General features: G+C 31.6%; 16 protein-coding genes. 12 read left to right on the forward strand and 4 right to left on the reverse strand.

Annotated elements, in window-relative coordinates; all coding sequences use genetic code 11:
* The first annotated feature begins 193 nt into the window (after nt 1-193).
* The 10 genes from cysJ (at nt 194) to ispF (ending at nt 11,553) form a co-directional block, all read left to right on the forward strand.
* Nucleotides 194-1,996 (forward strand): NADPH-dependent assimilatory sulfite reductase flavoprotein subunit, encoded by a 1,803-nt coding sequence (gene cysJ / locus HACICURV3402_RS02965; RefSeq protein WP_157992824.1) that lies wholly within the window; start codon nt 194-196, stop codon nt 1,994-1,996.
* On the forward strand, nt 1,996-3,711 hold the full coding sequence (gene cysI / locus HACICURV3402_RS02970) for an assimilatory sulfite reductase (NADPH) hemoprotein subunit (RefSeq protein WP_157992825.1): 1,716 nt from the start codon (nt 1,996-1,998) through the stop codon (nt 3,709-3,711). The genes cysJ and cysI overlap by 1 nt, the downstream gene beginning before the upstream one ends.
* 12 nt (nt 3,712-3,723) lie before the next feature.
* Nucleotides 3,724-4,455 (forward strand): phosphoadenylyl-sulfate reductase, encoded by a 732-nt coding sequence (locus HACICURV3402_RS02975; RefSeq protein ID WP_157992826.1) that lies wholly within the window; start codon nt 3,724-3,726, stop codon nt 4,453-4,455.
* A gap of 934 nt (nt 4,456-5,389) precedes the next feature.
* Nucleotides 5,390-6,778, forward strand: a complete 1,389-nt coding sequence (cysG, locus tag HACICURV3402_RS02980) for a siroheme synthase CysG (protein ID WP_157992827.1) — start codon at nt 5,390-5,392, stop codon at nt 6,776-6,778.
* A 33-nt stretch (nt 6,779-6,811) separates the two neighbouring features.
* Complete coding sequence (gene cysD, locus HACICURV3402_RS02985) at nt 6,812-7,720, forward strand: sulfate adenylyltransferase subunit CysD (RefSeq protein WP_157992828.1); 909 nt, start codon at nt 6,812-6,814, stop codon at nt 7,718-7,720.
* Between the two features lie 9 nt (nt 7,721-7,729).
* On the forward strand, nt 7,730-9,157 hold the full coding sequence (gene cysN / locus HACICURV3402_RS02990; protein WP_157992829.1) for a sulfate adenylyltransferase subunit CysN: 1,428 nt from the start codon (nt 7,730-7,732) through the stop codon (nt 9,155-9,157).
* A 5-nt stretch (nt 9,158-9,162) separates the two neighbouring features.
* Nucleotides 9,163-9,768, forward strand: a complete 606-nt coding sequence (gene cysC / locus HACICURV3402_RS02995; RefSeq protein WP_157992830.1) for an adenylyl-sulfate kinase — start codon at nt 9,163-9,165, stop codon at nt 9,766-9,768.
* A gap of 178 nt (nt 9,769-9,946) precedes the next feature.
* Nucleotides 9,947-10,219 carry a septum formation initiator family protein gene (locus HACICURV3402_RS03000; RefSeq protein ID WP_157992831.1) on the forward strand — a complete coding sequence of 91 codons (273 nt, stop codon included), beginning with the start codon at nt 9,947-9,949 and terminating at the stop codon, nt 10,217-10,219.
* Between the two features lie 142 nt (nt 10,220-10,361).
* On the forward strand, nt 10,362-11,078 hold the full coding sequence (gene ispD / locus HACICURV3402_RS03005; protein ID WP_157992832.1) for a 2-C-methyl-D-erythritol 4-phosphate cytidylyltransferase: 717 nt from the start codon (nt 10,362-10,364) through the stop codon (nt 11,076-11,078).
* 1 nt (nt 11,079) lies between these two features.
* Complete coding sequence (ispF, locus tag HACICURV3402_RS03010) at nt 11,080-11,553, forward strand: 2-C-methyl-D-erythritol 2,4-cyclodiphosphate synthase (protein ID WP_157992833.1); 474 nt, start codon at nt 11,080-11,082, stop codon at nt 11,551-11,553.
* An 858-nt stretch (nt 11,554-12,411) separates the two neighbouring features.
* Here the strand turns inward: ispF and surA are convergent.
* A complete protein-coding gene (gene surA / locus HACICURV3402_RS03015) occupies nt 12,412-13,701 on the reverse strand; it encodes a peptidylprolyl isomerase SurA (protein ID WP_157992834.1) in 1,290 nt (429 codons plus the stop codon).
* Nucleotides 13,702-13,759: 58 nt separating this feature from the next.
* On the reverse strand, nt 13,760-16,084 hold the full coding sequence (gene lptD / locus HACICURV3402_RS03020) for an LPS assembly protein LptD (protein ID WP_232037524.1): 2,325 nt from the start codon (nt 16,082-16,084) through the stop codon (nt 13,760-13,762).
* A 1,589-nt stretch (nt 16,085-17,673) separates the two neighbouring features.
* On the opposite strand from lptD, the gene djlA reads away from it, so the two are divergent.
* Nucleotides 17,674-18,501 (forward strand): co-chaperone DjlA, encoded by an 828-nt coding sequence (djlA, locus tag HACICURV3402_RS03025; protein WP_157992835.1) that lies wholly within the window; start codon nt 17,674-17,676, stop codon nt 18,499-18,501.
* Nucleotides 18,502-19,869: 1,368 nt separating this feature from the next.
* Here djlA and HACICURV3402_RS03030 read toward each other — a convergent pair.
* Together HACICURV3402_RS03030 and pykF are read right to left on the reverse strand one after the other, a co-directional pair.
* Nucleotides 19,870-20,616, reverse strand: a complete 747-nt coding sequence (locus HACICURV3402_RS03030; protein ID WP_157992836.1) for a Nif3-like dinuclear metal center hexameric protein — start codon at nt 20,614-20,616, stop codon at nt 19,870-19,872.
* 329 nt (nt 20,617-20,945) lie between these two features.
* On the reverse strand, nt 20,946-22,361 hold the full coding sequence (gene pykF, locus HACICURV3402_RS03035) for a pyruvate kinase PykF (RefSeq protein ID WP_157992837.1): 1,416 nt from the start codon (nt 22,359-22,361) through the stop codon (nt 20,946-20,948).
* 3,047 nt (nt 22,362-25,408) lie between these two features.
* Between pykF and rpe the strand changes: the two genes are divergently transcribed.
* Nucleotides 25,409-26,086: a ribulose-phosphate 3-epimerase gene (gene rpe, locus HACICURV3402_RS03040; RefSeq protein WP_157992838.1), complete on the forward strand. Its 678-nt coding sequence runs from the start codon at nt 25,409-25,411 to the stop codon at nt 26,084-26,086.
* The last annotated feature ends 224 nt before the right edge of the window (nt 26,087-26,310 follow it).

Raw genomic sequence — 26,310 nt, forward strand, 5'->3', positions numbered from 1 at the left:
TTAATAAAAACACATGTTATCACAATAATAAAAAATTTGCATAAAAATAGAATTATGGTAATAAATAAATTATTTACAAAAAATAAAAAAATTTCGGTTATCATGATAATTGAAAAAACCCTTATTTAAAAAAATTAAAACTATCAACCTAACCCTTTTTGTTTACATCTCTTAAATCTGGAATTTTGATGAAATGACTACTCAAGCACCTGCGAAGAATATGTTACCACTCAATCCGGAAAAACTGGATCTCTTGCATTCAATCATAGATGATTGCTCGTCCCCTCAATTAACCTGGATTACCGGTTATATATCGGGAATCATTTATCAAGCAGAAAAAAACACATCCTACTCAGTAAAAAAAGAAACCCCAAGACCCACTATTACGATCATTTCTGCATCTCAGACTGGCAATGCTCGTCGTTTGGCCAAGCAACTTTACGATAAACTAAATCTTGAAAAATTAAAATCTAATCTCATAAATGCTAGTGACTATCAGTTTAAAAAAATTAATCAAGAAAAAATATTAGTGCTCATCACATCTACCCAAGGCAATGGCGAACCTCCAGAAGAAGCACTAGCATTATATAAATTTTTAATGTCAAAAAAAGCGCCTAATATAAATTCTTGTATATTTGCCGTATTTGGATTAGGTGATAGCTCTTATGAATTATTTAATCAAGCTGGTAAAGATTTTGATAGAAGATTAGAGGAGCTAGGCGCTGCGCGCCTATTAAATCGAGTAGACGCTGATGTAGAATTCTCTGATCAAGCTTCTTCTTGGTGTGCCGAATTGGTTAACATATTACAAAACCAATCTCTAGATACCATTAATCAAGTGATCACACCAAACATAAAAAATATAAATTCAATAAATAATCCCTTGTATACTAAAGATACACCATTAAAAGCCCGCCTTTTAGTCAATCAAAAAATCACTGGAAGAAATTCCGACCAAGATGTGCGTCACATTGAAATTGACATAAGCCATTCGAATTTAATCTATCAACCAGGCGACTCATTAGGGGTCTGGTTTGAAAATGATCCAAAATTAGTAGAAGAATTAATGCATCTGACATGTCTTTCTTCTGATGATACAGTAATTGTAAATGGTAATATTATTTCAATCCAAGAGGCGCTAAAAACTCATTATGAATTAACAATCAATACCACTCAAATTATTAAAAAATATGCCTCGCTCTCATCTAACAATCAGCTTATAACACAACTTGATACGCAAGATAAATTGCAAAAATATGCAAATAATACACCTATTGTTGAAATGCTTCGCTCTTCTCCAGCTAAACTAAATGCTCAAGATCTTATCAACATACTGCGTCCAATTTCTCCACGGTTATACTCCATTTCTTCCGCGCAAGAAGAAAATGAAAACGAAATTCATATTACAGTGAGCGTTGTTCGATTTAATATAGATGGACGAACTCGATCTGGCGGTGCCTCTAGCTATTTGGCAGATCGACTCAATGAAAATGATGAAATACGTATTTTTATTGAAAAAAATAATCATTTTCGCTTACCCAAGGATCCAAAAAAACCAATTATTATGATTGGACCTGGCACTGGTATCGCACCATTTAGAGCTTTCATGCAAAAACGAAATAGCGAAAAAGCCTGTGGAAAAAATTGGCTTTTTTTTGGAAACCCACATTTTACTGAAGATTTTTTATATCAAGTAGAGTGGCAAAGATATGTAAAAAATGGTTTATTAACTCATATTGATTTAGCTTGGTCACGTGATCAAGAGCATAAAATTTATGTTCAAGATAGAATCTATACTAGAGGTGAGGAAATATGGAACTGGATTCAAGATGGCGCTCACCTTTATATATGTGGTAATGCCAGCCATATGGCTAAAGATGTTGAAAAAGCTCTATTAAAAATAATTGAAAAATTTGGAAAAATGGATATTAAAACAGCAGATGATTTTTTAAATGATCTGCGTATCGAACACCGTTATCAAAGAGACGTCTATTAATGAATAATAAAAAACACTCTAACCCATTGATAGTTGAAGGGCATCTAGATGATGCCGAACGCATTAAAAAGGAAAGCAACTACTTACGAGGAAGTATTACTGAAGATCTCTATGATAATTTAACAGGCGGGTTTCATGGCGATAATTTTTCCCTTATTCGATTTCACGGGATGTACCAACAAGATGATCGAGATATCCGCTCCGAACGCGCAGAACAAAAATTAGATGCTCGGCATGCAATCATGTTGCGTTGTCGTTTGCCTGGCGGCATTATCACGCCGAAGCAATGGCTAGCAATCGATAGATTTTCTCACAATAAAACTCTATATGGAAGCATACGTTTAACTAATCGACAAACATTTCAGTTTCACGGTATTCTTAAAAATAATATAAAATCAGCTCATCAAATGCTACATGATATTGGTTTAGACTCCATAGCTACTGCAAATGATGTAAACCGAAATGTACTGTGCAGTTCCAATCCAGTTGCATCAATGATACATCAAGATACATACAAATGGGCAAAAAAAATATCTGAACACCTTTTACCACATACCCGTGCTTATGCAGAAATTTGGCTAAATCAAAAAAAAATCACTACGACTGATGAAGAACCCATACTAGGGGCGACCTATTTACCACGTAAATTCAAAACTTCTATTGTTGTTCCACCAAATAATGATGTTGACGTACATGCTAATGATATGAGTTTTGTTGCTGTGTCTCAAAATAACAGACTAATCGGTTTTAACGTACTTGTCGGAGGAGGCCTATCTATCGAACACGGAAATAAATTAACTTATGCACGAACTGCTAGTGAGTTGGGCTATGTATCACTCAATAAAGTTATTGACGTAGCAGAAGCTATAGTAACAATACAACGCGATTGGGGAAATCGTACTAATCGTAAAAACGCTAAAACTAAATATACAATAGATCGCGTGGGTCCTGAGATATTCAAAACCGAAATAGAGCGTCGTGCTAATGTTCAGTTTAAGGTAATACAACCATATAAATTTACTACCCGTGGTGATCTGATTGGCTGGATACAAGGCATTAACAATACATGGAATTTAACATTATTTATTGAAAACGGTCGTATCCTAGACTATCCTGATCGACCAATTAAAACTGGGATAGCAGAAATTGCTAAAATTCATCATGGAGACTTTCGATTAACCGCAAACCAAAATTTAATTGTTGCTGGAGTACCAGAGTTAGAAAAAGAAAATATTGAAAAACTAGCTTTATCATATAATCTTATAGATAATATTAGCCTCCAACGTATAAACTCAATGGCATGCGTATCATTTCCAACATGCCCCCTAGCCATGGCAGAAGCAGAGCGCTTTCTTCCAAGATTTATCACATCTCTAGAAGAAATTATGACTAATCACGGTGTAGGGCATGAGTATATTATAGTACGTGTTAGTGGATGCCCCAATGGATGCAGTCGAGCATTATTAGCTGAGATTGGTTTGCTTGGAAAAGCACCAGGACGATACAATCTCTATATTGGTGGCAATCGAGTTGGTACACGTATTCCACGTAAGTATCTAGATAATGTTAATGTAGACCAAATCCTTAACAATCTTGATAAACTTATTTACCGATGGTCAACAGAACGATATCAAAATGAAGATTTTGGTGATTTTACCATTCGAGCTGATATAATCAAACCAGTAATTAACCCAGCCAATGACTTCTGGACATAAAAGAGATTAGCAATGATAACTCCGAATCTTCTCAAACTAAATTCACTTTCTAAAACACAACAAATAATATATCTAGCTCATATTAATTCTAGTCTAGATAAATTATCCGCTGAGAACCGAGTAGCATGGGCTCTGGAAAATCTACCTCATCAAGCTATTTTAAGTTCAAGTTTTGGAATCCAGTCTATAGTCAGTTTACATCTTATAACGACAAAAAAACCTGACATTCCAGTAATTCTTACAGACACCGGATATCTATTTCCAGAAACTTATCGATTTATTGATGATTTAACACAGAAGATGAACCTTAATCTAAAAATCTTCCGTTGCCCTAACAGCCCTGCGTGGCAAGAAGCGCGCTATGGTAAGTTATGGGAACAAGGCCTGGATGGACTAAAAAAATATAACAACCTTAACAAAGTAGAACCAATGAACAGAGCTCTAAAAAAATTACAAGCACAAACATGGTTTGCTGGTTTACGTCGCAACCAATCTACTCATCGATCACAACTTCCTGTTCTTGAGATCCATAAAGGAATTTTTAAAATCTTACCAATTATAGACTGGACTGATCAGATGGTTAATGAGTATCTACAAAAACACGATTTACCCATCCACCCCTTATGGAATAAGGGTTATATCTCAATTGGAGATACACACAGTACGAAAAAGTGGCAACCGGGAATGAAAGAGGAAGACACTCGTTTCTTTGGAATCAAACGAGAATGCGGGCTGCACGAGTAAGTACAGTTAGATAAAACTTATCTAATAAGGAACAATCTAATTTGAATTAGTAATATAAAATAATACGAACATCCAATCTTTTCATCAATCCATAAAAAATTTTATTAAAAATATAAAAACTATCATCTATATAATCCCTCACCAGTTACATGATCAATAACACACTGATGCGAATTATCAAAATGAATTAGTGCATAACTCTAAATGACGTTTCTTATAATCTAACATTATATTTTTAAGACAAACCAAGGTTTGATAAAATAGCAGTATACCAGACAGACCTTGATCGCTTAAGTAGATTAATATGATCTAAGATATTGTATCAAATTCTATGAAGCTTATAGAATTTTATTACTGAAACCGCTACATCTTGTAAATTATGTCACACAGTTTTCAACTGAACCTAATTACTCTCTATCCCAATAAAAAATAAAAAAACTAAAATAACCTATCTAAGTATAGAATCTAGACTATAATTTCAGAACGACTAAACATTTTAAATTAAAGAATATACAGTAATTAAATTATTTCTAATCTAACAACGAGTTGGAGAATATCCTCACGAAATTCAAAAAAATCTCCAAAAAAAGATGAATGGAAAAAATCTAACTAATGTTTGGTTTAGAATTTATAAAAAATAAGAACACACTCTGATTCAGTTTCTTCTGTAGATCACTCTAATTACTGATTGTTTCCATATTAAATGAAAAAATAACATTTATGTATTACATCACCTAAAATGTATATGACAATAAAAAGAATACAATATGAAACATGTAAATACTCTTAATATCTTATATTAAGAATCTCTTATTCTAAACTCTAACCTCAAGTTATTCTATGCAGTCATTAGTTGTTCTGAATAGAAATTGCATTAGACTTCGTATTGATGTGTATAGCTGATTATACGGTTATGTAATTAATGAAGGTAAACGTGGATTATCTACCTCTTTTTGCTAATCTTAAAAATAAACCGGTACTGGTGGTGGGCGGTGGGCGTGTAGCAACACGAAAAATTGAGTTGCTTAATCGAGCTGGCGCTCATATACAAATAGTAGCACAGGAGTTATGTGAAGAACTTATTGCCATACATAAAAAGAATAAATGTGAATGGATTTCTACCACTTATCAATCTCAACAACTAAAAAGAGTCTTTCTAGTCATTGCTGCTACCAATAACTCTAAACTAAATCAGCGTATTTATAAAGATGCCTCTTCTCGCTATCTTCTCGTTAATACAGTAGATGAACCACAACATTGCTCGTGTATTTTTCCTGCTATCATTGATCGATCCCCAATAATAATAGGTATTTCATCTAGCGGAACAGCACCTGTACTTGCGCGATTACTACGTGAAAAAATAGAAGCATTGCTACCAGCCCATTTAGGACTAATGGCAAAGATAGCTGGAGAGTGGCGTGATAAAGTTAAAGAACGATTCTTTAGCTTATCTGAACGACGAAATTTTTGGCATAAAGCTTTTAATGGTGTATTTTCTAATCAAGTGGCAAGGGGTCAGCTAAATGAAGCTAAGTTAACGTTAGATCAACAGATTAATGATGATATTAACATATCGTCAGGTGAGATCTTTCTAGTAGGAGCGGGACCAGGAAATAGCGATTTATTAACTTTACGCGCATTACAAGTTATGCAAATAGCTGACGTTTTGCTATATGATTCTCTCGTAAGTGAAGAAGTTCTCGACTTAAGTCGACGCGATGCAGATCGTATCTGTGTTGGTAAACGTGCAAATTCTCATAGCACCACACAGGAAGAAATTAATTTTATGCTAATCAAGCTAGCCAAACAAGGTAAGCGTGTTGTGCGACTAAAAGGTGGTGACCCTTTTATCTTTGGCAGGGGTGGTGAAGAACTACAAGCAGCAAAATCAGCTGGAATCCCCTTCCAAGTTGTACCCGGTATCACTACAGCCCTTGGTGTTTCTGCCTATACTGGTATTCCGTTAACTCATAGAGATTATTCTCAGGGTGTTCTTTTCATTACTGGACACTACCGTGCTCACGATTCTATAACTGATTGGCCAAATCTAACACAATCAAATCAAACACTAGTTATTTATATGGGCTCTATTACAGCAGGCGCTATCGCTTCAAAATTAATAATTAACGGACGAGATCTACAAACACCTGTTGCTATAATTAGTCGCGGTACATATCCAGACCAAAAAGTGCTCATCGGAACACTGAACGAACTTGAAATATTAACACACAAGATACCCACCCCCATATTATTAATAATCGGAGAAGTAGTAAACTTGCACCATCAGCTTTCATGGTTTAAGAATACCGAAAATGAACCATAAACCCTAATTCTTAATTTTTCTTAAGGCAATATAATGGATCCAAACAATAGTACTCACTTAAAACAACTCGAAGCAGAAAGTATTTATATTATCCGAGAAGTGGCAGCAGAATTTACTAATCCCGTAATGTTATATTCTATTGGAAAAGATTCTTCAGTTATGCTTCATTTAGCACGTAAAGCCTTTTATCCAGGAAAAATAGCTTTTCCATTGCTACATATAGATACCGGATGGAAATTCCGTGAAATGTATCAATTTCGTGATCATACCGCAAAAGAAATAAACACAGAACTCTTAATACACCGCAACTCAACAAATGAAGCTGAAAATACTAATCCATTTTTAGATAATAAAACACGACATACAGAAATTATGAAGACTGAAGGCTTGAAACAAGCTTTAAATAAATATGGATTTGATGCCGCCTTTGGAGGAGCCAGGCGTGATGAAGAAAAATCTCGATCAAAAGAACGAATCTATTCATTTCGAGATCATCTACACCAATGGGATCCAAAAAATCAACGCCCTGAGCTTTGGCATAATTATAATGGTCAAATTCATAAAGGTGAAAGCATTCGAGTATTTCCTCTCTCTAACTGGACTGAATTAGATGTTTGGCAATATATTTTTCTAGAAAAAATTAAAATTGTTCCTTTATATTTAGCAGCTATGCGTCCAGTTCTTGAACGCAATGGTATGCTTATTATGATTGATGATAAGCGAATTAACTTACACAATAGTGAAAAAATCGAACAACGAATGATTCGTTTTCGTAGTCTTGGATGTTGGCCGTTAACAGGAGCGATCGAATCCGATGCGAAAACAATTCCTGACATTATCGCTGAAATGTTGATTTCTAATACAAGCGAACGAAAAGAGCGATTAATCGACCAAGATCAAACAAGCTCTATGGAACTTAAAAAGCGACAAGGTTATTTCTAAGGAACTGTAATGAATAATATTATTCCTCATCAAAATCTTCAATCCTCTATCATAGAAAACTGGCTAACGCAACAGAAAAATACAACTCTCCTTCGTTTTCTTACCTGCGGCAGTGTTGATGATGGTAAAAGTACACTTATTGGTAGATTGTTACACGATACAAAACAAATTTATGAAGACCAGTTATCTACATTATGTCATGACAGCAAACGCCATGGAACACAAGGAGATCAAATAGACTTAGCATTACTGGTAGACGGCTTGCAGGCAGAGCGTGAACAAGGTATTACTATTGATGTTGCGTATCGATATTTCTCTACTTATCGACGTAAATTTATTATAGCCGATGCACCGGGTCATGAACAATATACACGTAATATGGCTACAGGCGCGTCCACCTGCGATCTTGCTATTCTTCTTATTGATTCACGAAAAGGCTTGCTGAATCAAACTCGTCGTCATAGCTTAATTACCACGCTACTAGGTATTAAATACTTAATCGTAACGATTAATAAAATGGATCTCGTTAATTACAGTCAAGATCAATTTTTAAAAATTAAAGAATCCTATCTTAATTTTTCAAAACAACTGCCAAATAATATTGATATTCACTTTATACCGCTATCTGCCCTTACGGGTGAAAATGTTGTACATACTAATAACAAAATGCCCTGGTATGAAGGTCCAACTCTTCTCCATCTACTAGAAACTGTTAATGTTCAGTGCAATTTAGAACAAAAATCAATGCGATTTCCAATACAATACGTCAATCGTCCAAATCTTGATTTTCGTGGATATTCTGGAACCGTAGCTTCTGGAAAAATAGAGATAGGTCAAAAAATACAAGTTCTACCTAGTGGTAATAAATCAACAATCACACGTATCGTAACCTTTGATGGCGATCTACCATACGCCAATGAAAACGAGGCTATCACTTTAGTTCTTAAGGATGAACTTGATATTAGCCGTGGTGATTTATTGATAAATGAAAACGAACAATTAATAGCTGCACGAGGCGCAACAGTTGATGTCGTATGGATGGCAGAAAAACCACTTACACGCGGTCAAAGCTTTAATATAAAGATTGCGGGAAAAAAAACACGAGCATGTATAGATAAAATTCATCATCAAATTGATATTAATAATCTCACGCGCTATAATTCTCAAGAATTACCACTTAATGCCATCGGTCGTGTTGATATTATCTTCGATGAACTAGTTCCCATAGACCCTTATGAACATAATCGAGTCACTGGTGCAATCATATTTATAGACCGATTAAATAACGGCACTGTTGGAGCTGGCATGGTTAGAAGCGCTCTTACAAATATAGCCACGTCTTATAAAAATAAATTTAGTGAGTTTGAGCTAGAGCTTAATGCTTTAGTACGCCGTCATTTTCCACATTGGGGTGTATGTGAGCTATATGATAGGTAAATAACATGATACAAAATAACCAGAACTTAATATGGCATAATCATCCTATTACTCAAAAAGAACGCGAACAACTTCATGGACATCGTAGCATTGTGCTATGGTTTACCGGATTCTCTGGATCAGGTAAATCAACCATTGCAGGTTCTCTAGAAAAACACCTGTACCAAATGGGTATTAATAGTTACTTACTTGATGGAGATAACCTAAGACACGGATTATGTCATGATCTGAATTTTAGTGTGCATGATCGTAAAGAAAATATACGCAGAATAGGGGAAGTAGCAAAACTGATGATTGACGCTGGGCTAATAGTTCTTACTGCACTTATCTCTCCTTATTATGAGGAGAGAAAAATGGTGCGCAATCTAATTGGCTCAGAGTCTTTTCTTGAAATCTTCATAGATACTCCTCTCTCTATGTGCGAAAAACGAGATCCAAAAGGGCTGTACAAGAAAGCACGCTCTGGAGCACTTACTAACTTTACGGGAATAGATTCTGAATATCAAGCACCATTAAAACCAGATATTCATCTTGATGGTGAAAAAAGCATAACAGTTTTAACCAATGAAGTATTACATTTCTTAAAAATACGCAATATAATCCAATATTAAACTAATGCAATATTAAACTAATGAGAGCTTCCATCTTTTTTAACAAACTGGAGGCTCAGATCATCTCAAACAAAACCAGATAAAAATTTTATACATTTAAATAACTATAAAAATGAAGATACATTTATCCTAATTATACAAAAAAATAACTTTACAAAATAACCAAATGGATTAGCATGTGATTCAAAAAAAATGCATGACTAAACTTACCTTACTTTTATTTATTCTTCTAGGTGAACTGCAATACTCGCTGTGGTTTGGAAAAAATGGAATATACGCCTTAAAACAAGCTCATACAGATCTAGAATTGCAAAAAACTTGCAATTCTGCATTAAGAATACGAAATGATCAATTACTTTCTAAGGTCCAAAACTTGCGTGACAACCTAAAAATTACGAGACAACAGAAGTCTAATATAAATAAAGGATCTAAAAATAACATCAGTTCCTAGTAGTAATATTGTGCGCTTTACTTTTTAATAAAAAGATAACCCATCTCATACAAATTAATAAATGTATATTAAAATTATCATTTATCGTGTATTTATAATACATAATTTACAATGATGATTTTATAAAGTAAAAACCTATCACATGAATAATCCAATCTCCTACTCTAAAATTGTCGCTATAGTTCCTTCAGCAGGTACCGGTAGTCGCATGCGCTCATCATGTCCCAAACAATATCTTCATATCTGTGGAAAAACAATTATAGAACACAGCTTGACTATATTATTAAATAATAAGCAAATTCAACATATAGTAGTTGCAATTCACCCAGAAGATACTTATTTTAATCACTTAACCCTAGCTAGAGACATACGCATTACTACAGTATACGGTGGTCTTAGTCGATTCGATTCAGTGATAGAAGCGTTAAAGATGGCTGGTTCTGCTAAATGGGTATTAATTCATGATGCCGCTCGACCATGTATTTATCCTGAAGACTTATGTCGCTTACTCGCTTTAACTTCTTATAGTCGAGTCGGAGGAATCCTAGCGGTACCAATAAATGATACTATAAAACACGTTCTTTTGGGTAGTAATTATATTTCTCACACTGTCTCACGTAATAACTTATGGCAAGCTCTTACACCTCAAGTATTTCCGTTACCACTTTTACAAACCTGTCTCAGTAAAGTTATGAATAAAAAAAATAAAATAACCGATGAAGCAACAGCATTAGAGTTCTGTGGATTTCATCCAGAAATACTGCATGGACGACGAGATAACCTTAAAATAACAGAACCAGAAGATCTAGCCCTAGCTCGGCTTTATCTTATGGAGAGAGATAAAAAATTAGGAATATAACATGCGAATTGGTAACGGTTTTGATATACATAGTTTTGGTGGAAATAACCCATTAATTATTGGTGGTGTTCATATTCCATATCACAAAGGCTTACTGGCTCACTCTGATGGAGATGTATTGCTTCATTCCCTTGCAGATTCACTTTTAGGTGCAGCAGGATTAGGGGATATTGGACGTTTATTTCCAGATACTGATCGTGCCTATCGAGGAATAAATAGCCGTTGTCTTCTTAGTAAGACCATGAAAATGATTATCAAAAATTCCTATTATGTAGGAAATGTTGATCTAACTATAATAGCTCAAGAACCAATAATGCTTCCATACATTCAAAAAATGAGAATAAATATTGCAGAAGACTTATCTATTAATATAACTAATGTTAATGTAAAAGCAAAAACCTCTGAAGGACTAGGATGTGTGGGTCGACAAGAAGGCATAGCTTGTCAAGCAGTATCGCTACTTTTTCCATGTTAAATCTGATAAATCTAATCCTATTTAATATATTAAAAAATATATTTTAAAATTACTTTTATAATAAAACTATAATCTATCAACCTGACTATCTGTATTAATGATTTTTTAAAAAAAAGAAGATTTCCTTTTAATCTGAGCATCACGCTTGGTAACTATAAGCAATATTATTAATACTCTTTTATAAAAAATATATTAATATTAACCAAAATTGTTTCTAGTATAAGAACCTATTAATATATTTCTTAAGGTTTAATAAATACATGATCATGTAGCAATTTCTATAAAAATAAAACATAAATTTTTATATAATCAATACAGTTATTACTGTATATAACCAATGCTAAATACTGTCGAAAATATTAAACTTCAAGCCAATTAAAATACATGGTTTTGAATGCGATTATTTTTATAATCTATATTACATTATATATATGAAGATATTCTTCCACTTCTTAAAAATAAAAGCGATCATCATAATAACCTTCCCTACTCTTCAACTTAGTTAAATAAGACAGTCTGAAATTATGAAGATAAATAATAATCCTTCTTCTATAATTTAAATATCTTATACACAATTTTTACGCTCTACAATCTCATCAATTAATAATAAATATTATCAATATATAATATAAGATTGGTTCATCCTAAACAAATCATAACCAACTAACATGGATTCCATGAAAAATTCATCTCAATAAAAATTCAAATCAAATATCTATACAATCATATGTTATTCTATACATATATCTTAAATAATATTATAAAATAATATAGGAAAATCACAACATAACAGTCACCATCATACCCTCTATTACACATCATAATACCTTCACAACTCTAATCAAAAGAAATCCCTATCTAATTATTCTCATCGCATATCTTAACATAAGCAAAATGGCGTTCATCTTCTATCCAATCCAGTGTAGCTATAGGTAACTTACGTTCAAGCAATATCTGATAAGCCTCTTCTTTCTGTTCCATGTCAGTTATGTCTATCACTCGACTATCTAGGAGTTGCACAATATGCCATCCAGAATCAGAATGTATCGGTTGGCTAACCTCACCATTTTTTAATCCTACAAGAATATTACGAAATAGATCATCAAACTCCTCAATACCACGCCAACCAAGATCTCCTCCATTATATTCTGATTGAAAATCTTGATACAAATCTTGTTCAACCTGACTAAAGATCCTGCCATTACTAATTTCAGAAGACACTTGAAGTAATTTAGAGCGAAGTTGGGAATCAGATACTACTGGTGATGACCTAAGAAAAACATGTCTAACATGTACCTGATGAGATGAAATTTTTTTCTTTTTTCCATCTATGTCGTTAACTTTTAAAATATGCCAACCCATTCCAGATCGAATAGGACCAATAATATCACCTTTGTTTGCTTTCATTAAAAATGAAGAAAACAATGAAGGTAAATCCCTCAACTTCCTCCAGCCCATGTCTTCTTCTATAAGATTCTGCACACCAGACGAATAATCCGTGACTAATTTACTAAAATTAGAACCCGTTCTTGCCTGATGAACTAACTGAACAGCCATATTCTCCCGATTTAACGCTTCTTTCTGTGTTAGATTTTCTGATAAAGGCAATAAAATATGACTCAGTTTAAATACAAAATTAGAACTATTTTGTGCCTCTAAATAACTCACCAATGAATTAATTTCCTCAGGCATAATAGAGAAACGACGCCTTACTTCATTAGTACGTAATTCTAATACCATAAGATTATGACGAATCATCTCACGATACGAAGCATAATTAATGCCTGAATCAGATAAAGACCTAATTAATTGACTTACGCTCATTTTTTTTTGCTGTGCAATCTTAGAAATAGCCTTCTGCAACTGTGAGTCATTAACATACAAGCCAAGTTGTTTTGATTTTTGTAACAAAATGCTGTTAATAATCAGTTGTTCTAACACCTGATGATAAAGAACATTCTTGTTAGGTAAACTTTGACCAGTCTTTATTGCTTCGTTTTTGATAGATTGAATCATTCTATCTGCATCACTTTTTAAAACTACACTATGATTAACAACTGCAGCAACTTGATCTACTACGTGAGGAGATGAGAATGCAGTACTGGATACAAGACCTGCACTAAGAACTAATACCTTCCAATAAGTCATATGGATTCCATTTTCTTTTCCAAACTACAGGATTGTGAATCTTCAATATATAAGAGGATTAGATAGCACTTTGATAAGGTAAAATACCTTGATGGAACATTTGAGTAGTATCTAACCGACAATTATTGCTACTTAGACCACGGAGCTCAATATTGAAAATAAGTTTATTATCATATTTACTTGTACCTTGTACCCAATCTTTAATGTTGTGTGCATAACCCAATTTAACCGAATAGCAACAAGAGCTATATTGAATACCCACTAACTGATCTACTATCAAATGAGTCTTTGTGTTGTAATAACAAGAACCCGCTATAGACCACTGATCAACAATCGACCAACTAGCAGTGATACCAACTTGAGATATATCCTGTTTATATCGAGACTGATCTATATCGCTTTCTAATAAAACCTGAGTTATATAATTTTCACTAATATAGCGATAACTAATCTGTATCATATGATTAACATTAGAGCGCCATTCCAGAATGCAATCCCCCTGGGAGATTCTATCTAAATAAGTATCATAATATACTCCACCAGACAGGACTAAATGGTCTTGCATTCTAACTTTACCACATGCAACTAACGATACCACACCTGAATGACGATCAGGCTCATGATTTACTCTACGAGATTCCGACACAAACGAGTAAATTTGCCCTATAGAAATATTAAAGCATTCATGCAAATGACCATCAAAAATTCGCATAGTTAAACCGGTTGTTAATTGATTAGCAGACTCAATTCGATCTAAACCACTATATTTACGTTCTTGAAATAAGCTATAATAATTACGGAGTAATAATGTAGAATCATAGCTATGTATTGATCTTTGATCATGATACGGAATGTAAAGATACTGAATCCGGGGTTCAAGACTTTGTGTATAACCTGGTAACAATATCATATCATGATCAAAACGCATTTGCTCATCAATACTAAATTGCGGTATAATACGATTAACTGAATTTTTCAACTTATTAATATTTTTGTTCTCTAAATTATAATACTCTATATTATTTTGTAAATAATGAGTAGCTAGAACCTTGATTGTAGTATTTAATCTATTCCATTCAGTTATGTATGGCCAATATATCATTGGTTCAATATGTAAACGCATAGCCTCTGGCATATATGGATTACGATTAGTAAATCTGACAACTTGGGAATACAAATGACTATCAAATAACCTGAGATTGCGTGAATAATAATTAAAATCTATCTGAGGCTCAGCTGAATAAAAATCATGATAATGTTTTGTAGATAAAATCTGAAAATATTTTCTAGATAACGTTATATCCCAATTACGTCCTACATAACTCCAGTCAAATTTCTGTGCAAGATAACCGTTGGTTATGGATCCATACTCAGAATCTAAATCTCGAAAATAATCAGAATCACTGACCTTGGTATACTCAGCCTGAAAACGCCAAGAATCAGTAAAAAAATTAGAATGATGCCAATGAAGTAACCATCTAGGAGAAGATGAACCGTGTTGATCATGTCCACATGTATATATGCGATCATGTTTTAAATAATCGAATTCTAATAAACCAGAACCAATCATCAGATATCGAAATTCATTCTGCCACTGTATTCCACGTCGACTGATATAACGAGCCATAACAGTGGCATCTGCTTGAGGCGTTATATTCCAATAATACGGAAATAAAAATTGTAAACCCCCAAATTTATTATAAGATCCTCTTGGTACCAAAAAACCAGAACGAGCCTTATTTCCTTTTGGAATCTGTAAATAAGGACTGTAGAAAATAGGAATAGAACCTATCTTAAATCGTGCATTCCAAATCTCAGATAATTCCGAATCACGATCATGAATAATCTTAGAACCCTCTACAATCCATCCTCTCTTTCCAAGAGGACAAGAAGTAAACGTACCATGCTTCAAAATAGTATAACGGTTATTCTTTCTTAATTCTATTTTTCGAGCAAATCCTCTTTCTTGTCGTCCAACAACTGTATAAGTACCATCCCACATATTAACATCTTTAGTATGTAGATTTATCCAAGCCTGAGGTCCTGATAAAGCTATATGATCATCATCATACTGAACATCGCCTAATAAGTCGATAGTATCAATAAAGGTCGTAGTACCTCTGAACAATTTTCGACTTAAGTAAACATAATCAGATTTTAAATGTCGATTTCCATGATAAACATCAACATGACCATTGAAAATAGCGTTATTTGAATAAATAACAGTGGCCATATCTGAAGTAATGGTTACGGACAACTGATTCAAGCATTGTTCTTGTATAAATCGATCTTCATTACTAGATGATGTACTAATACATTGTAATGTAGATTCACTAGCTAAAGCTGTATAACTAAATAGAATAACATTAACAAGAACAACCACCAAAGTAGATAATCTGATTATTATATAAAATATCAAGAATTATCCTTATAATAATTGTTATCTGAAACCATCGGTAAGATCCATTAGAATGAACTATGTATACAAAATAAGAGACAGTTGTCTCTGTAAATAAAATAAAATTTATGTTTTCCACGCTCCTTGCATTATTTCTCCAAATGATAATACTTCTATCGTACTAGTCGTTTCTTTGTTATCTAGAGAGATAATAAATACAAGGATTTGCAACCAAAATCTTATGACTAATCAGGATTTAATCATTTGATTTATCTCAGTGATATATTATGAACCACAATACACAACTAAATTTTTCAAATAGATTATCAAGAGATGATATAGAATGAAAACTTCTATATCACATACATGTCACACCTCCATGCGCGAAACCAATGGTTCCATTTTCTTGTTCCATACATTTCTACTAAAAATAATCGGTTTTTTATGACTTTGTTATTATTTTTTTTAACTAAATAGGTTAAATTCAATATTATAAAAATCCATATTTTCTCTCACTATGCTGTAATTAAACATATACTTGTCGCTCTCCTTGCATCAAGAAACTCTTCTATTAATATAGATTATTTTATTGTTAAATATGCATTGTTTCATGCATTCCTTTGAACCCAAAATCTTGATACTCCATATAGCTATGGTGCGAATTACCTAGTACTACACTACACGATTCTCAAATAACTTACCTTGTGATAAGACAAAAATTACTAACATAAATATAATAAAAGTTATGTACTTACTTTAATATCTATACACTTATGTAAATACGAAACATACATTATTAGATAACATTATTATTATATACATCAATTTAATGATCTAAATACTACATTTTCATTTTTAGTTCATTAAAACATATAATTTTTTTATTAAAAAATTAAATTGTATATGTATCTATATTGGTTTATCTAAATAAATTTTAAAAAAATACCTTTTATTCTACTCCTCCACCAACTGTAGTAACAAAAAATATTATATAGTAACATTCCTTCTATTTGCGCACTACAAATCAACTTATCGGAATAAAAAGCAATATCATTCTGTTCTAAAAATTTAAAAAATCAAACTTTTTTAAGTAAGCATATTAATTTAAGTACACTACCACTGACAATGCAAGATAAATTAACATACTTGTTAAAATTATAACATCATCATTAATCTACACAATTTTCTTAATAAAATCTTAAATTAGTTAAAAATATATAGCTAACCCCATTCTTTGAGAAACAATCAAGCATATTAAAGAAGAAAATTTTCCTACATCCTACCCACTGTAATATAAAATTAATAATTCATATATAAAGAATGACTTGCTCACAAGAGGAATAAATGCAAAATATACAATAGGTAAAGAAATATATTTGAATTTTGTATGCTATCACATAAGATCTGTGAAAACATTCATGGGTTAGACATGGTCATGATAAAATTTTTCAAATGGCTTATAATATTAGAAATACAACGCTAAATTAATGTCTTGCATAATCGCTTCCCCTTTAGGAGAATATATATTCATCTTGCTATAAAACGTTAAAAGTCAATAACCTAATGAGGAGTTTATGTTCTACTGGGGGAAAATATTAGGATTATTTTGGGGATTACTATCTGGTTCAAGCCTCTGGAGTATACTCATAGGCATTCTAATAGGGCATTTATTTGATAAAAGTCGTTGCCCTGATAATCAGCATGACGCTTTTGAGCAACAAAATCGACAATCTCTATTCTTTCGTACAACTTTTCAAGTTTTAGGACATCTAACAAAATCCAAAGGAAGAGTAACCGATAAAGATATTGAAACTGCCTCCAAACTAATGGACCGAATGAAACTCTATGGAAATAGCCGACACGAAGCGCAATGCGCTTTCCGTGAAGGAAAAAAGATAGATTACCCTATTCGCGAAAAATTACGTGAACTACGAATTGCCTCTTCAGGTCGCTTTGATTTACTGAGAATGTTTCTTGAAATCCAGATTCAAGCAGCGTTTGCTGATGGAATCTTACATCCCAATGAGCGTCAAATATTATATATTATTGCTGAAGAACTAGGTATATCTTGCCAACAGTTTGATCAATTCATACAAATGATGGAAAGCGGGCAACAGTTTAACAACACATATTATCATGACCATCATTCACATAATCAAGATACCTATCGTTCAAAAAAACAAACACCAACACTCGAAGATGCCTGCGCTATGCTTGGCGTTTCACAAAACGACGATTTTACGACGATAAAACGAGCTTACCGCAAAAGAATGAGCGAGAATCATCCAGATAAATTAGTAGCTAAAGGCCTTCCCCCAGAAATGATGGAAATGGCAAAACAAAAAACACAGGCTATTCAAGAAGCATATAACCTCATTAAGCTTGAAAAAGGTTTTAAATAATTAACCGTCTTCTATAATTATGTGACTAACATTTAATTTTATAAACTAACGAACCGGTCTGATACATACTTTTCATAATATTCACTATTGTGTTAAGAATATTAATATATAATCTAGAATCCCTAGATAATCAAACCATCTTGATCCTTATCCAAAACAAACGAAAAACATTCTTGGACAAAATTCATCACTAATCTATACACAGGTCTCTAAAGACCGCCTATAATTTTGAATTACATAAGTAGTGATAAAAAGACTTGTAATTTAACTCTGAATATTTCTATATGTTAGAGAAATGCAAGCATCAGGCTTTTAATGTTAAAAACTATGCTAGTTAATGTAGATAACACAATATAAATACGTAGCAGGTCTTTGATGAAATATTTTGATTATACAAAGTTAAAAAACTATTATCTTTCTAATAAGCTTCATAAGACTTATCCATTATTGTATAACCCACTAAAAGATTTAATACTCTTTCAAAAAATTACATGCGACATGGTAAAAATGCGATAAAAATTCGCACCCTGCTTACTAACTATAAATTCAGATAACAATATAATTCATTAAGACTCATAATATTAACAATCAAAAACTAACGATTGTAGTAAAAAATTCAATAAAAGATTTAATATCACTGTTAAATATTAAAACAAATATAATAACGGTTATCGTTATCATACTTTTATCCATCCATGTATCTACCAATCTACCCCTATGTCTTGTAACTTACCTAGTCTATAGAGGTAGAATATTCTATTGATCAGAAATAGATTACTAAATCTTAGTTTAAACTTACCTCTTTTTTAATGATTATTTTTATAATCTCAGAAATCAGATGATTAACAATCATATTAATAAAAGAATAATACTTAAACAGTTTCTTAATATAATATGTAAATACCTCATAACAACTGAACTGGTTAATATGTTGACAAACATAAAACAATCTATAAGCACCTATATATAATGACTGCATAATTTATTGTAAAAATACTATTTATTTTAAATAAATAAGCAATGCTACTTTCGATAGCAATAATAATACATAGCTCAATTCTAATTTTTCCTTGATACCTAATCTCGATCTATTATCCCTAACATACTTTGTCTGAAAAAAAAGTTCTGTGATCGAAAATATAATAGGATACCCTTTATATAATAATTATTTTCCTGAATCAATATACATACAATCTGATCTTAATAGCTCTTGTGCAGAGCTTCTACTATAACATATCGTATAAATATTATAGAATAATCTATTCATATAATATATCAAAATGGGATTATTTTTCTCTAATCAAACTGAATCTATCGGATAAGTGTGTATGTATAATCACCGGAAAACTAATTTTTTTTTCTAACAAATTAAACTGGATTACCAATATCAATAAAAGTAACATGAAGAGAGTGTTTTTCAGACAACCATTGGCCTAATGCCTTTACCCCACCCCTTTCGGTGGCATGATGTCCTGCAGAAAAAAAGTGTAAACCCTGCTCTCGTGCACTATGCACAGTCTTCTCAGAAACCTCACCACTAATAAACGCATCAACCCCAAAAGAAGAAGCTGAATCAATAAAACCCTGCCCAGCACCGCTGCATAACGCTACATATCTAATCAAAACAGGTGCTTTATCACTAGAACAATGTAATGGTTCGCGCCCTAGTGTCAAAGAAATACGTTGCTTTAATCCCTCTGCGCTTAAAGGAGTATTCAGTTCGCCCCAAGGTAATAATGATTGAATTTCACCATTAATTTTAATTCCTAAAGAACTGGCTAACTGCGCATTATTACCTAAAATTGGATGCGCATCCAAAGGATGGTGCCATGCAAAAAGATTCAAATCATGTTCCAAAATTATTTTAATTCGTCTGCGTTGCATACCCCTAAGCCCAGGGCATTCGTTTTTCCAAAAATAACCATGATGTACTAAAACTGCATCTGCTTTTAAACGAACCGCTTCATCAAGCAATGCATAACAAGCTGTTACACCACTAACAATTTTTTTAATCTCACTTCGACCTTCGATTTGCAAACCATTGAATGTAAAATCACTAAAAGATGTACTATTTAAAAGTTGATTGACAATCTTTTCTAGATCAGTGTTACGCACAATTATGCATCCTGTGATTGAATTGTCTCAAAAACTAAATTAGATCTTATATTTAAGATTTATTATCAGTATAAAATTTAAATGAAATAAAAGATTATTGTCTAGATTGGCTCTTAATATAAAGTTTATTATTTCAGACTAACAATCGATTCTTCATCGTACTAAATAAAATACATAAAATTATAAATTTTATGCCGTTATCACTTAATAATCTGATTTTTACACAACTGCAAAAAAGATCTAGAAAAAATAAAAATAAAAAATTATATGTTATAGATAAAATTTATTGATTCGTATTGCTTATACGGGTCTTCATAATTTGTTCAATCTCATGATAAAATATGAACTGACGAGGTGTTCGTGGTTCCACTTTCTACCAATGCTCCAGATACCATAACTAAAGAATCACCTTTACGGGCGTATCCACTTGCTTCTGCAGCTGCTTTACCAAGGCGATAAAAATCATCTGTAGAAGAAATTCGTTCAACTAACAATGTCATTACACCTTTACTTAATAACAACTGTCTTGCTATTTGTTTATTTGTTGTTAAAGCCAAGATCGTAGCAGTAGGAAAATACTTCCGTATCGCTTTAGCTGATTTACCACCTTTAGTTGCAACAACAATAAGTGGTGATGATAACTTCTCAGCCATTTCGACTGCACTACGACATACTGCTTCGGTAATACGTAATTTTCGATTATTACTTTTTAAATTAATACGACTTTGCATCACGCGATCAGTTCGTTCACAAATCGTAGACATAATCCTAACAGATTCTAATGGGTATTGACCTTTAGCGCTTTCACCAGATAACATTACCGCATCCGTACCATCTAAAATAGCGTTAGCTACATCACCCGCTTCCGCCCGAGTGGGTCGAGGGTTTTTAATCATTGAATCCAACATTTGCGTTGCGGTAATGATCACTTTTTGTGCTTCATTACATTTTTTAATCATCATTTTCTGAGCAAAAATAACCTCTTCTACTGGAATTTCAACGCCCAAATCACCTCTCGCAACCATAATACCGTCTGACATATGGAGAATTTCATCAAAATTATACAAACCTTCCTGATTTTCAATTTTAGATATAATCTGAATCTTTTCACCACCATGTACGTTAAGATATTCACGAATCTCCATTACATCATCAGGTTTTCGAATAAAAGACGCAGCAATAAAATCCACACCCTGCTCGCATCCGAAAACTAAATCACGCTTATCCTTTTCTGAAAGAACAGGTAAATTCACTGAGATACCAGGTAAATTAATTCCTTTATTCTCACCTAAAATACCACTATTCAGAACTTCACAAATAACAGCGCCGCTTGTAATTTCTATTACTTTCATACCGATCAATCCATCATCCACTAAAATAGTGTTTCCAATGTTTAAATCTGAGGTTAAACCTGGATAACTGACCGCTACAACCTTGTTATTGCCATTAATATTTTGATTAGTAGTAAAGGTAAACCTCTGCCCTGATTGTAGGAGAACACCCTGGGAGCTTTCCAAGTTCATAGTACGAATCTCTGGCCCCTTAGTATCAAGAAGAATAGCTGCCTGATAAGTACTATTTCTAATTACATTACGCAAATTAGTAATGCGTTGCGCATGCTCTCGATAACTGCCATGAGAAAAGTTTAGGCGCATAACATTCATGCCTGCATCTAGAAGTTGAGTTAAAATCTCCTGAGATTCAGTTGAGGGACCAATAGTGCAAACAATCTTAGTTTTTTTCATAATGATTCATCTAAATGTAATAAGTAAAAAATATATACTAATACTCGATCCGTCTTGAAAGATTTGATGCAACTTTTTAATGCAATCAAATATTGAATTATAGATTCTATATTATAATTAGGGGTTAATTGAAATAAATTCATCATATTTAAAATATAATTTTCACATGTATAACTAAACATAGTATAATCTTTATTATTATTTCAAATAAGTTGATAAAAAGTAACCATTTTATAACAAATATTTTGCAACATAATTGAATATAAAATATAAATACTCATAAATCAAATGCATATGATAGTTCTGGTCAGAAGGAGTCTATACTATAGATAGTTTCTACATATCTTATAAAGATTCACAAAGATGACTACTTAAAAGACTTCTTTAAAGAAAAATACAATATTCACTGATTTTTCTATCAAGTAGTAATCTTACTATTACAGTACAATTTAAAAAGACTGAGTTGAGTGTTTGAACCTTCCATAATATATAGAACAAGTATCATATACATCCTATATACTCATCATATCAAAGTAATATAATAAAAATATAAATTATAATATCACGCTATATGCATTTTAGAAACTTTTCCGAGATTATCTAATCCTATCAAATAAAATAATAAGTTATTTTCTCATATATCTTATAATTGGTAAAAAAAATAAGTAAACAAATTAGTTAAATTTTTTTTAAAATAAAATCCATCAGAATTACCATGAGTCTACTCAGATTTACAATAGTAATAAAAGTTAAAAATCATTATTAATGATAATATAACCTAACAAGTTGTGCTATTGCACTTGATGTGTTAATGTAAGATACATCTACAAAATGTAAAGCATGTACGTATAATTAAAGAATAATACAATATATAAACAATATAATACCTTTCAAGTACAAACTCATTTTAGAAATATATTATCATCTTGATTCAAGATTCTCTTTTTAAAAAGAGAATCCTTAATTAAAATGATGTCGAAAAAAATTTTTACGCATGAGAAAATTGTTCATATAATTAAGTAATTAAGAAGATAGTCAAAAACTACTCTTACTAGATAAAACAATGTTATAAATTCACTCACCAGACGTTATAAACTCACCACCCGTGACATTGCTTATAATTTAACTATACTCTGCAAAAAATATGTGTCTTTGTTATTAAAACAACATCTATCTTTCCAAACCGATGGTAAAGATATTATAGAGATATTATAGAAAAGAATATTATATTTAATACAATTAAACTTGTGTAGACAGATGACTGAAACCAATATTTATACTAATAATCAATACTAAACAATAATTGTCCATATCATAGCCAACCACTTTAGAATAGAACAGAAATAAGAATAAACCATCAGATAATAAATCATACAATTAAATTAAGATTAACCGATTACATGCTCTAAACAAACTATTATGCATATTTTTTAGCAAAAAACCATTGTTATCCTGAGTAAATAGAAATATTTTCTATTATTAGTATATTAGTTAATACATTAATTTAGATTAGATAACATCTAATATCCATTCAATTAAGAATATCTACTTACTACCTAACGATAATTCTTCTAAATCAAAATAAAAAAATTTCTTATATAATTAACCCAACTCATCGCGTATTAACAAATATAGCGGTTAAATTAACATACAATATGTATAAGCTAATACAAATAAACCAATAGAAAACATCTAAATTTATTTCCAACTATTACATATATAAACTTTATCGCCATTTGAATTATGGCCTAAAATCGAAATATTTTATATTTAACATAAATAAAAGTATAGTAATGAAAATACTACAAAAAAACAATACGTCTCGTATCCACAAAACCGTATGAACTTAATTAAATATCTGAATGCAAGTCGATTTTACAATTAACTAAAATTCAAAATGGAAATATATGATGAGAATAAAAAATTCCTGTTCCTCTTTCTGGGCGTTGACTGGTACAATCAAAAAAATAAAATAAAAATAACGATTAGGTATAAACTAAACAAAAAAACGTTTTATCTTTATGTTAATACTTCATTCCACTCAATATAATTGTTTAATTAAAGATTAACTGCATGAGCAATTGCAATACAAAAGATATTTTTAAGATTACTCTTTCTATAAGAGATACATTTAATTAAAAAAAAATTAAATAAATTAATATCTACAAAAATAAATATTTATTAAAATATAGATAATATATCAACTAATTTATTTACATGTGATCTACTCTGAATCAAAATAAACTCAAAGAGTCCATGTCATGTCTAACTGCAAATAAAGAAAATATACTTAATTATAAAATGACAAATTATATAATGTCATATTATCGTAACATGACCAATCCATCTTATAAATTTTAATTCCATAAAATACGAACCAGAACTATAATATTTCGTTACTAAAATGTTAATCTCTATTACTTAAGATGAATAAGATTTATATTCAATAAAAAATTTATATCAGAAATCAGATCAACTCCATATAAGATATATGGATCCAACTTTACTTCTTTTTTTCATTATTATCATCCTGATAATCACCATGCAAAAACAAGATTTTGTTAATGTATTCATAGCTATGGGTTATAATGATATATAGATCCAATTATAATAATAACATGATCTCTCTAAAAACCTATTCTATTTACATCCACCATAATTTTACCCAACCGTTATCACTCCACCTGATATTCAACTTATAAAAAATAAACAATACTATTATGTCATATTCTATCACTGATAAAACCTAACAATTACTTTAACTACTGAGTTATCGCTCTTACTATCTAATAAACTCTCAGTATTATAAAAAAATAATATTCAACTATATAGGAATATTTTCATAGCAATTAGGAAATAATTTTCTATATTTTAATAAAAAATCTCATAGAGAAATGCCAGAAATAACAATTTCTATAAAAATTATTACATATCGATAAATTAAAAATTTTGCAATATAGATCATAAGATATAGATACTAAATTAATATAGTTATAATATAGAAGCCATAATACATTTTAAAACACCGTTATAAAAGGTATCAAAAAATGAAAAAATTTTTAATTGCCCCATCAATTCTTGCTGCAGATTATGCCCGACTTGGTGAAGACACTTCTAAAGCCCTGGATGCAGGTGGTGATTTAGTACATGTTGACATCATGGATAACCATTATGTTCCTAATCTATCAATGGGTCCAACGACTGTAAGAGATCTCCGTAATTATGGCATAACAGCTCCGATTGATGTACACCTTATGGCAGAACCCGTAGATCGTTTAATACCTGATTTTATACAAGCTGGTGCCAATTGCATTACATTTCATCCCGAAACATCGCAACATATTGACCAAACTCTACAACTAATTCACCAATCTGGTTGCAAAGCTGGTATAGCATTAAACCCTACCGCATCTCTTGAAATCCTTTGTGATGTCATGGATAAGATTGATATAATTTTACTTATGTCTGTTAATCCAGGATTTAGTAGACAATTATTCATACCCGAAACCCTAAAAAAACTACATCAAGTTCGCAATCTAATTGATCGAAGTGGTTATAATATTTGCCTAGCAGTTGATGGAGGTATCCATGTTAATAATATCTGCGAAATTGCTAATACAGGAACAGATATGTTAGTAGTAGGGTCTACTATATTTGATAATGTAGATTATAAAAAAGTAATTGCATCTATGCGAATTGAACTAGAAAAATCTTACTATAGATAATTACACTCATTCTTATATAATAGGCTCACCTTTTCTAAATGAATATTAGTTATGTAATCTTGTAATTTATTAATCATATTCTTACTTTTATAGAATATTTTTATACAAGTTACATTTACAGATAACTATCTTCATAGTTATTTAAGCTAATTTACTACTACAATATTTGAATATAATATGAACCCAAGCATTACATATCTTAATTTATATAATGTATGAAATAC

The sequence above is a fragment of the Candidatus Erwinia haradaeae genome (assembly GCF_900698925.1).
GTDB classification, from domain to species: Bacteria; Pseudomonadota; Gammaproteobacteria; order Enterobacterales; family Enterobacteriaceae; genus Erwinia_E; species Erwinia_E haradaeae_I.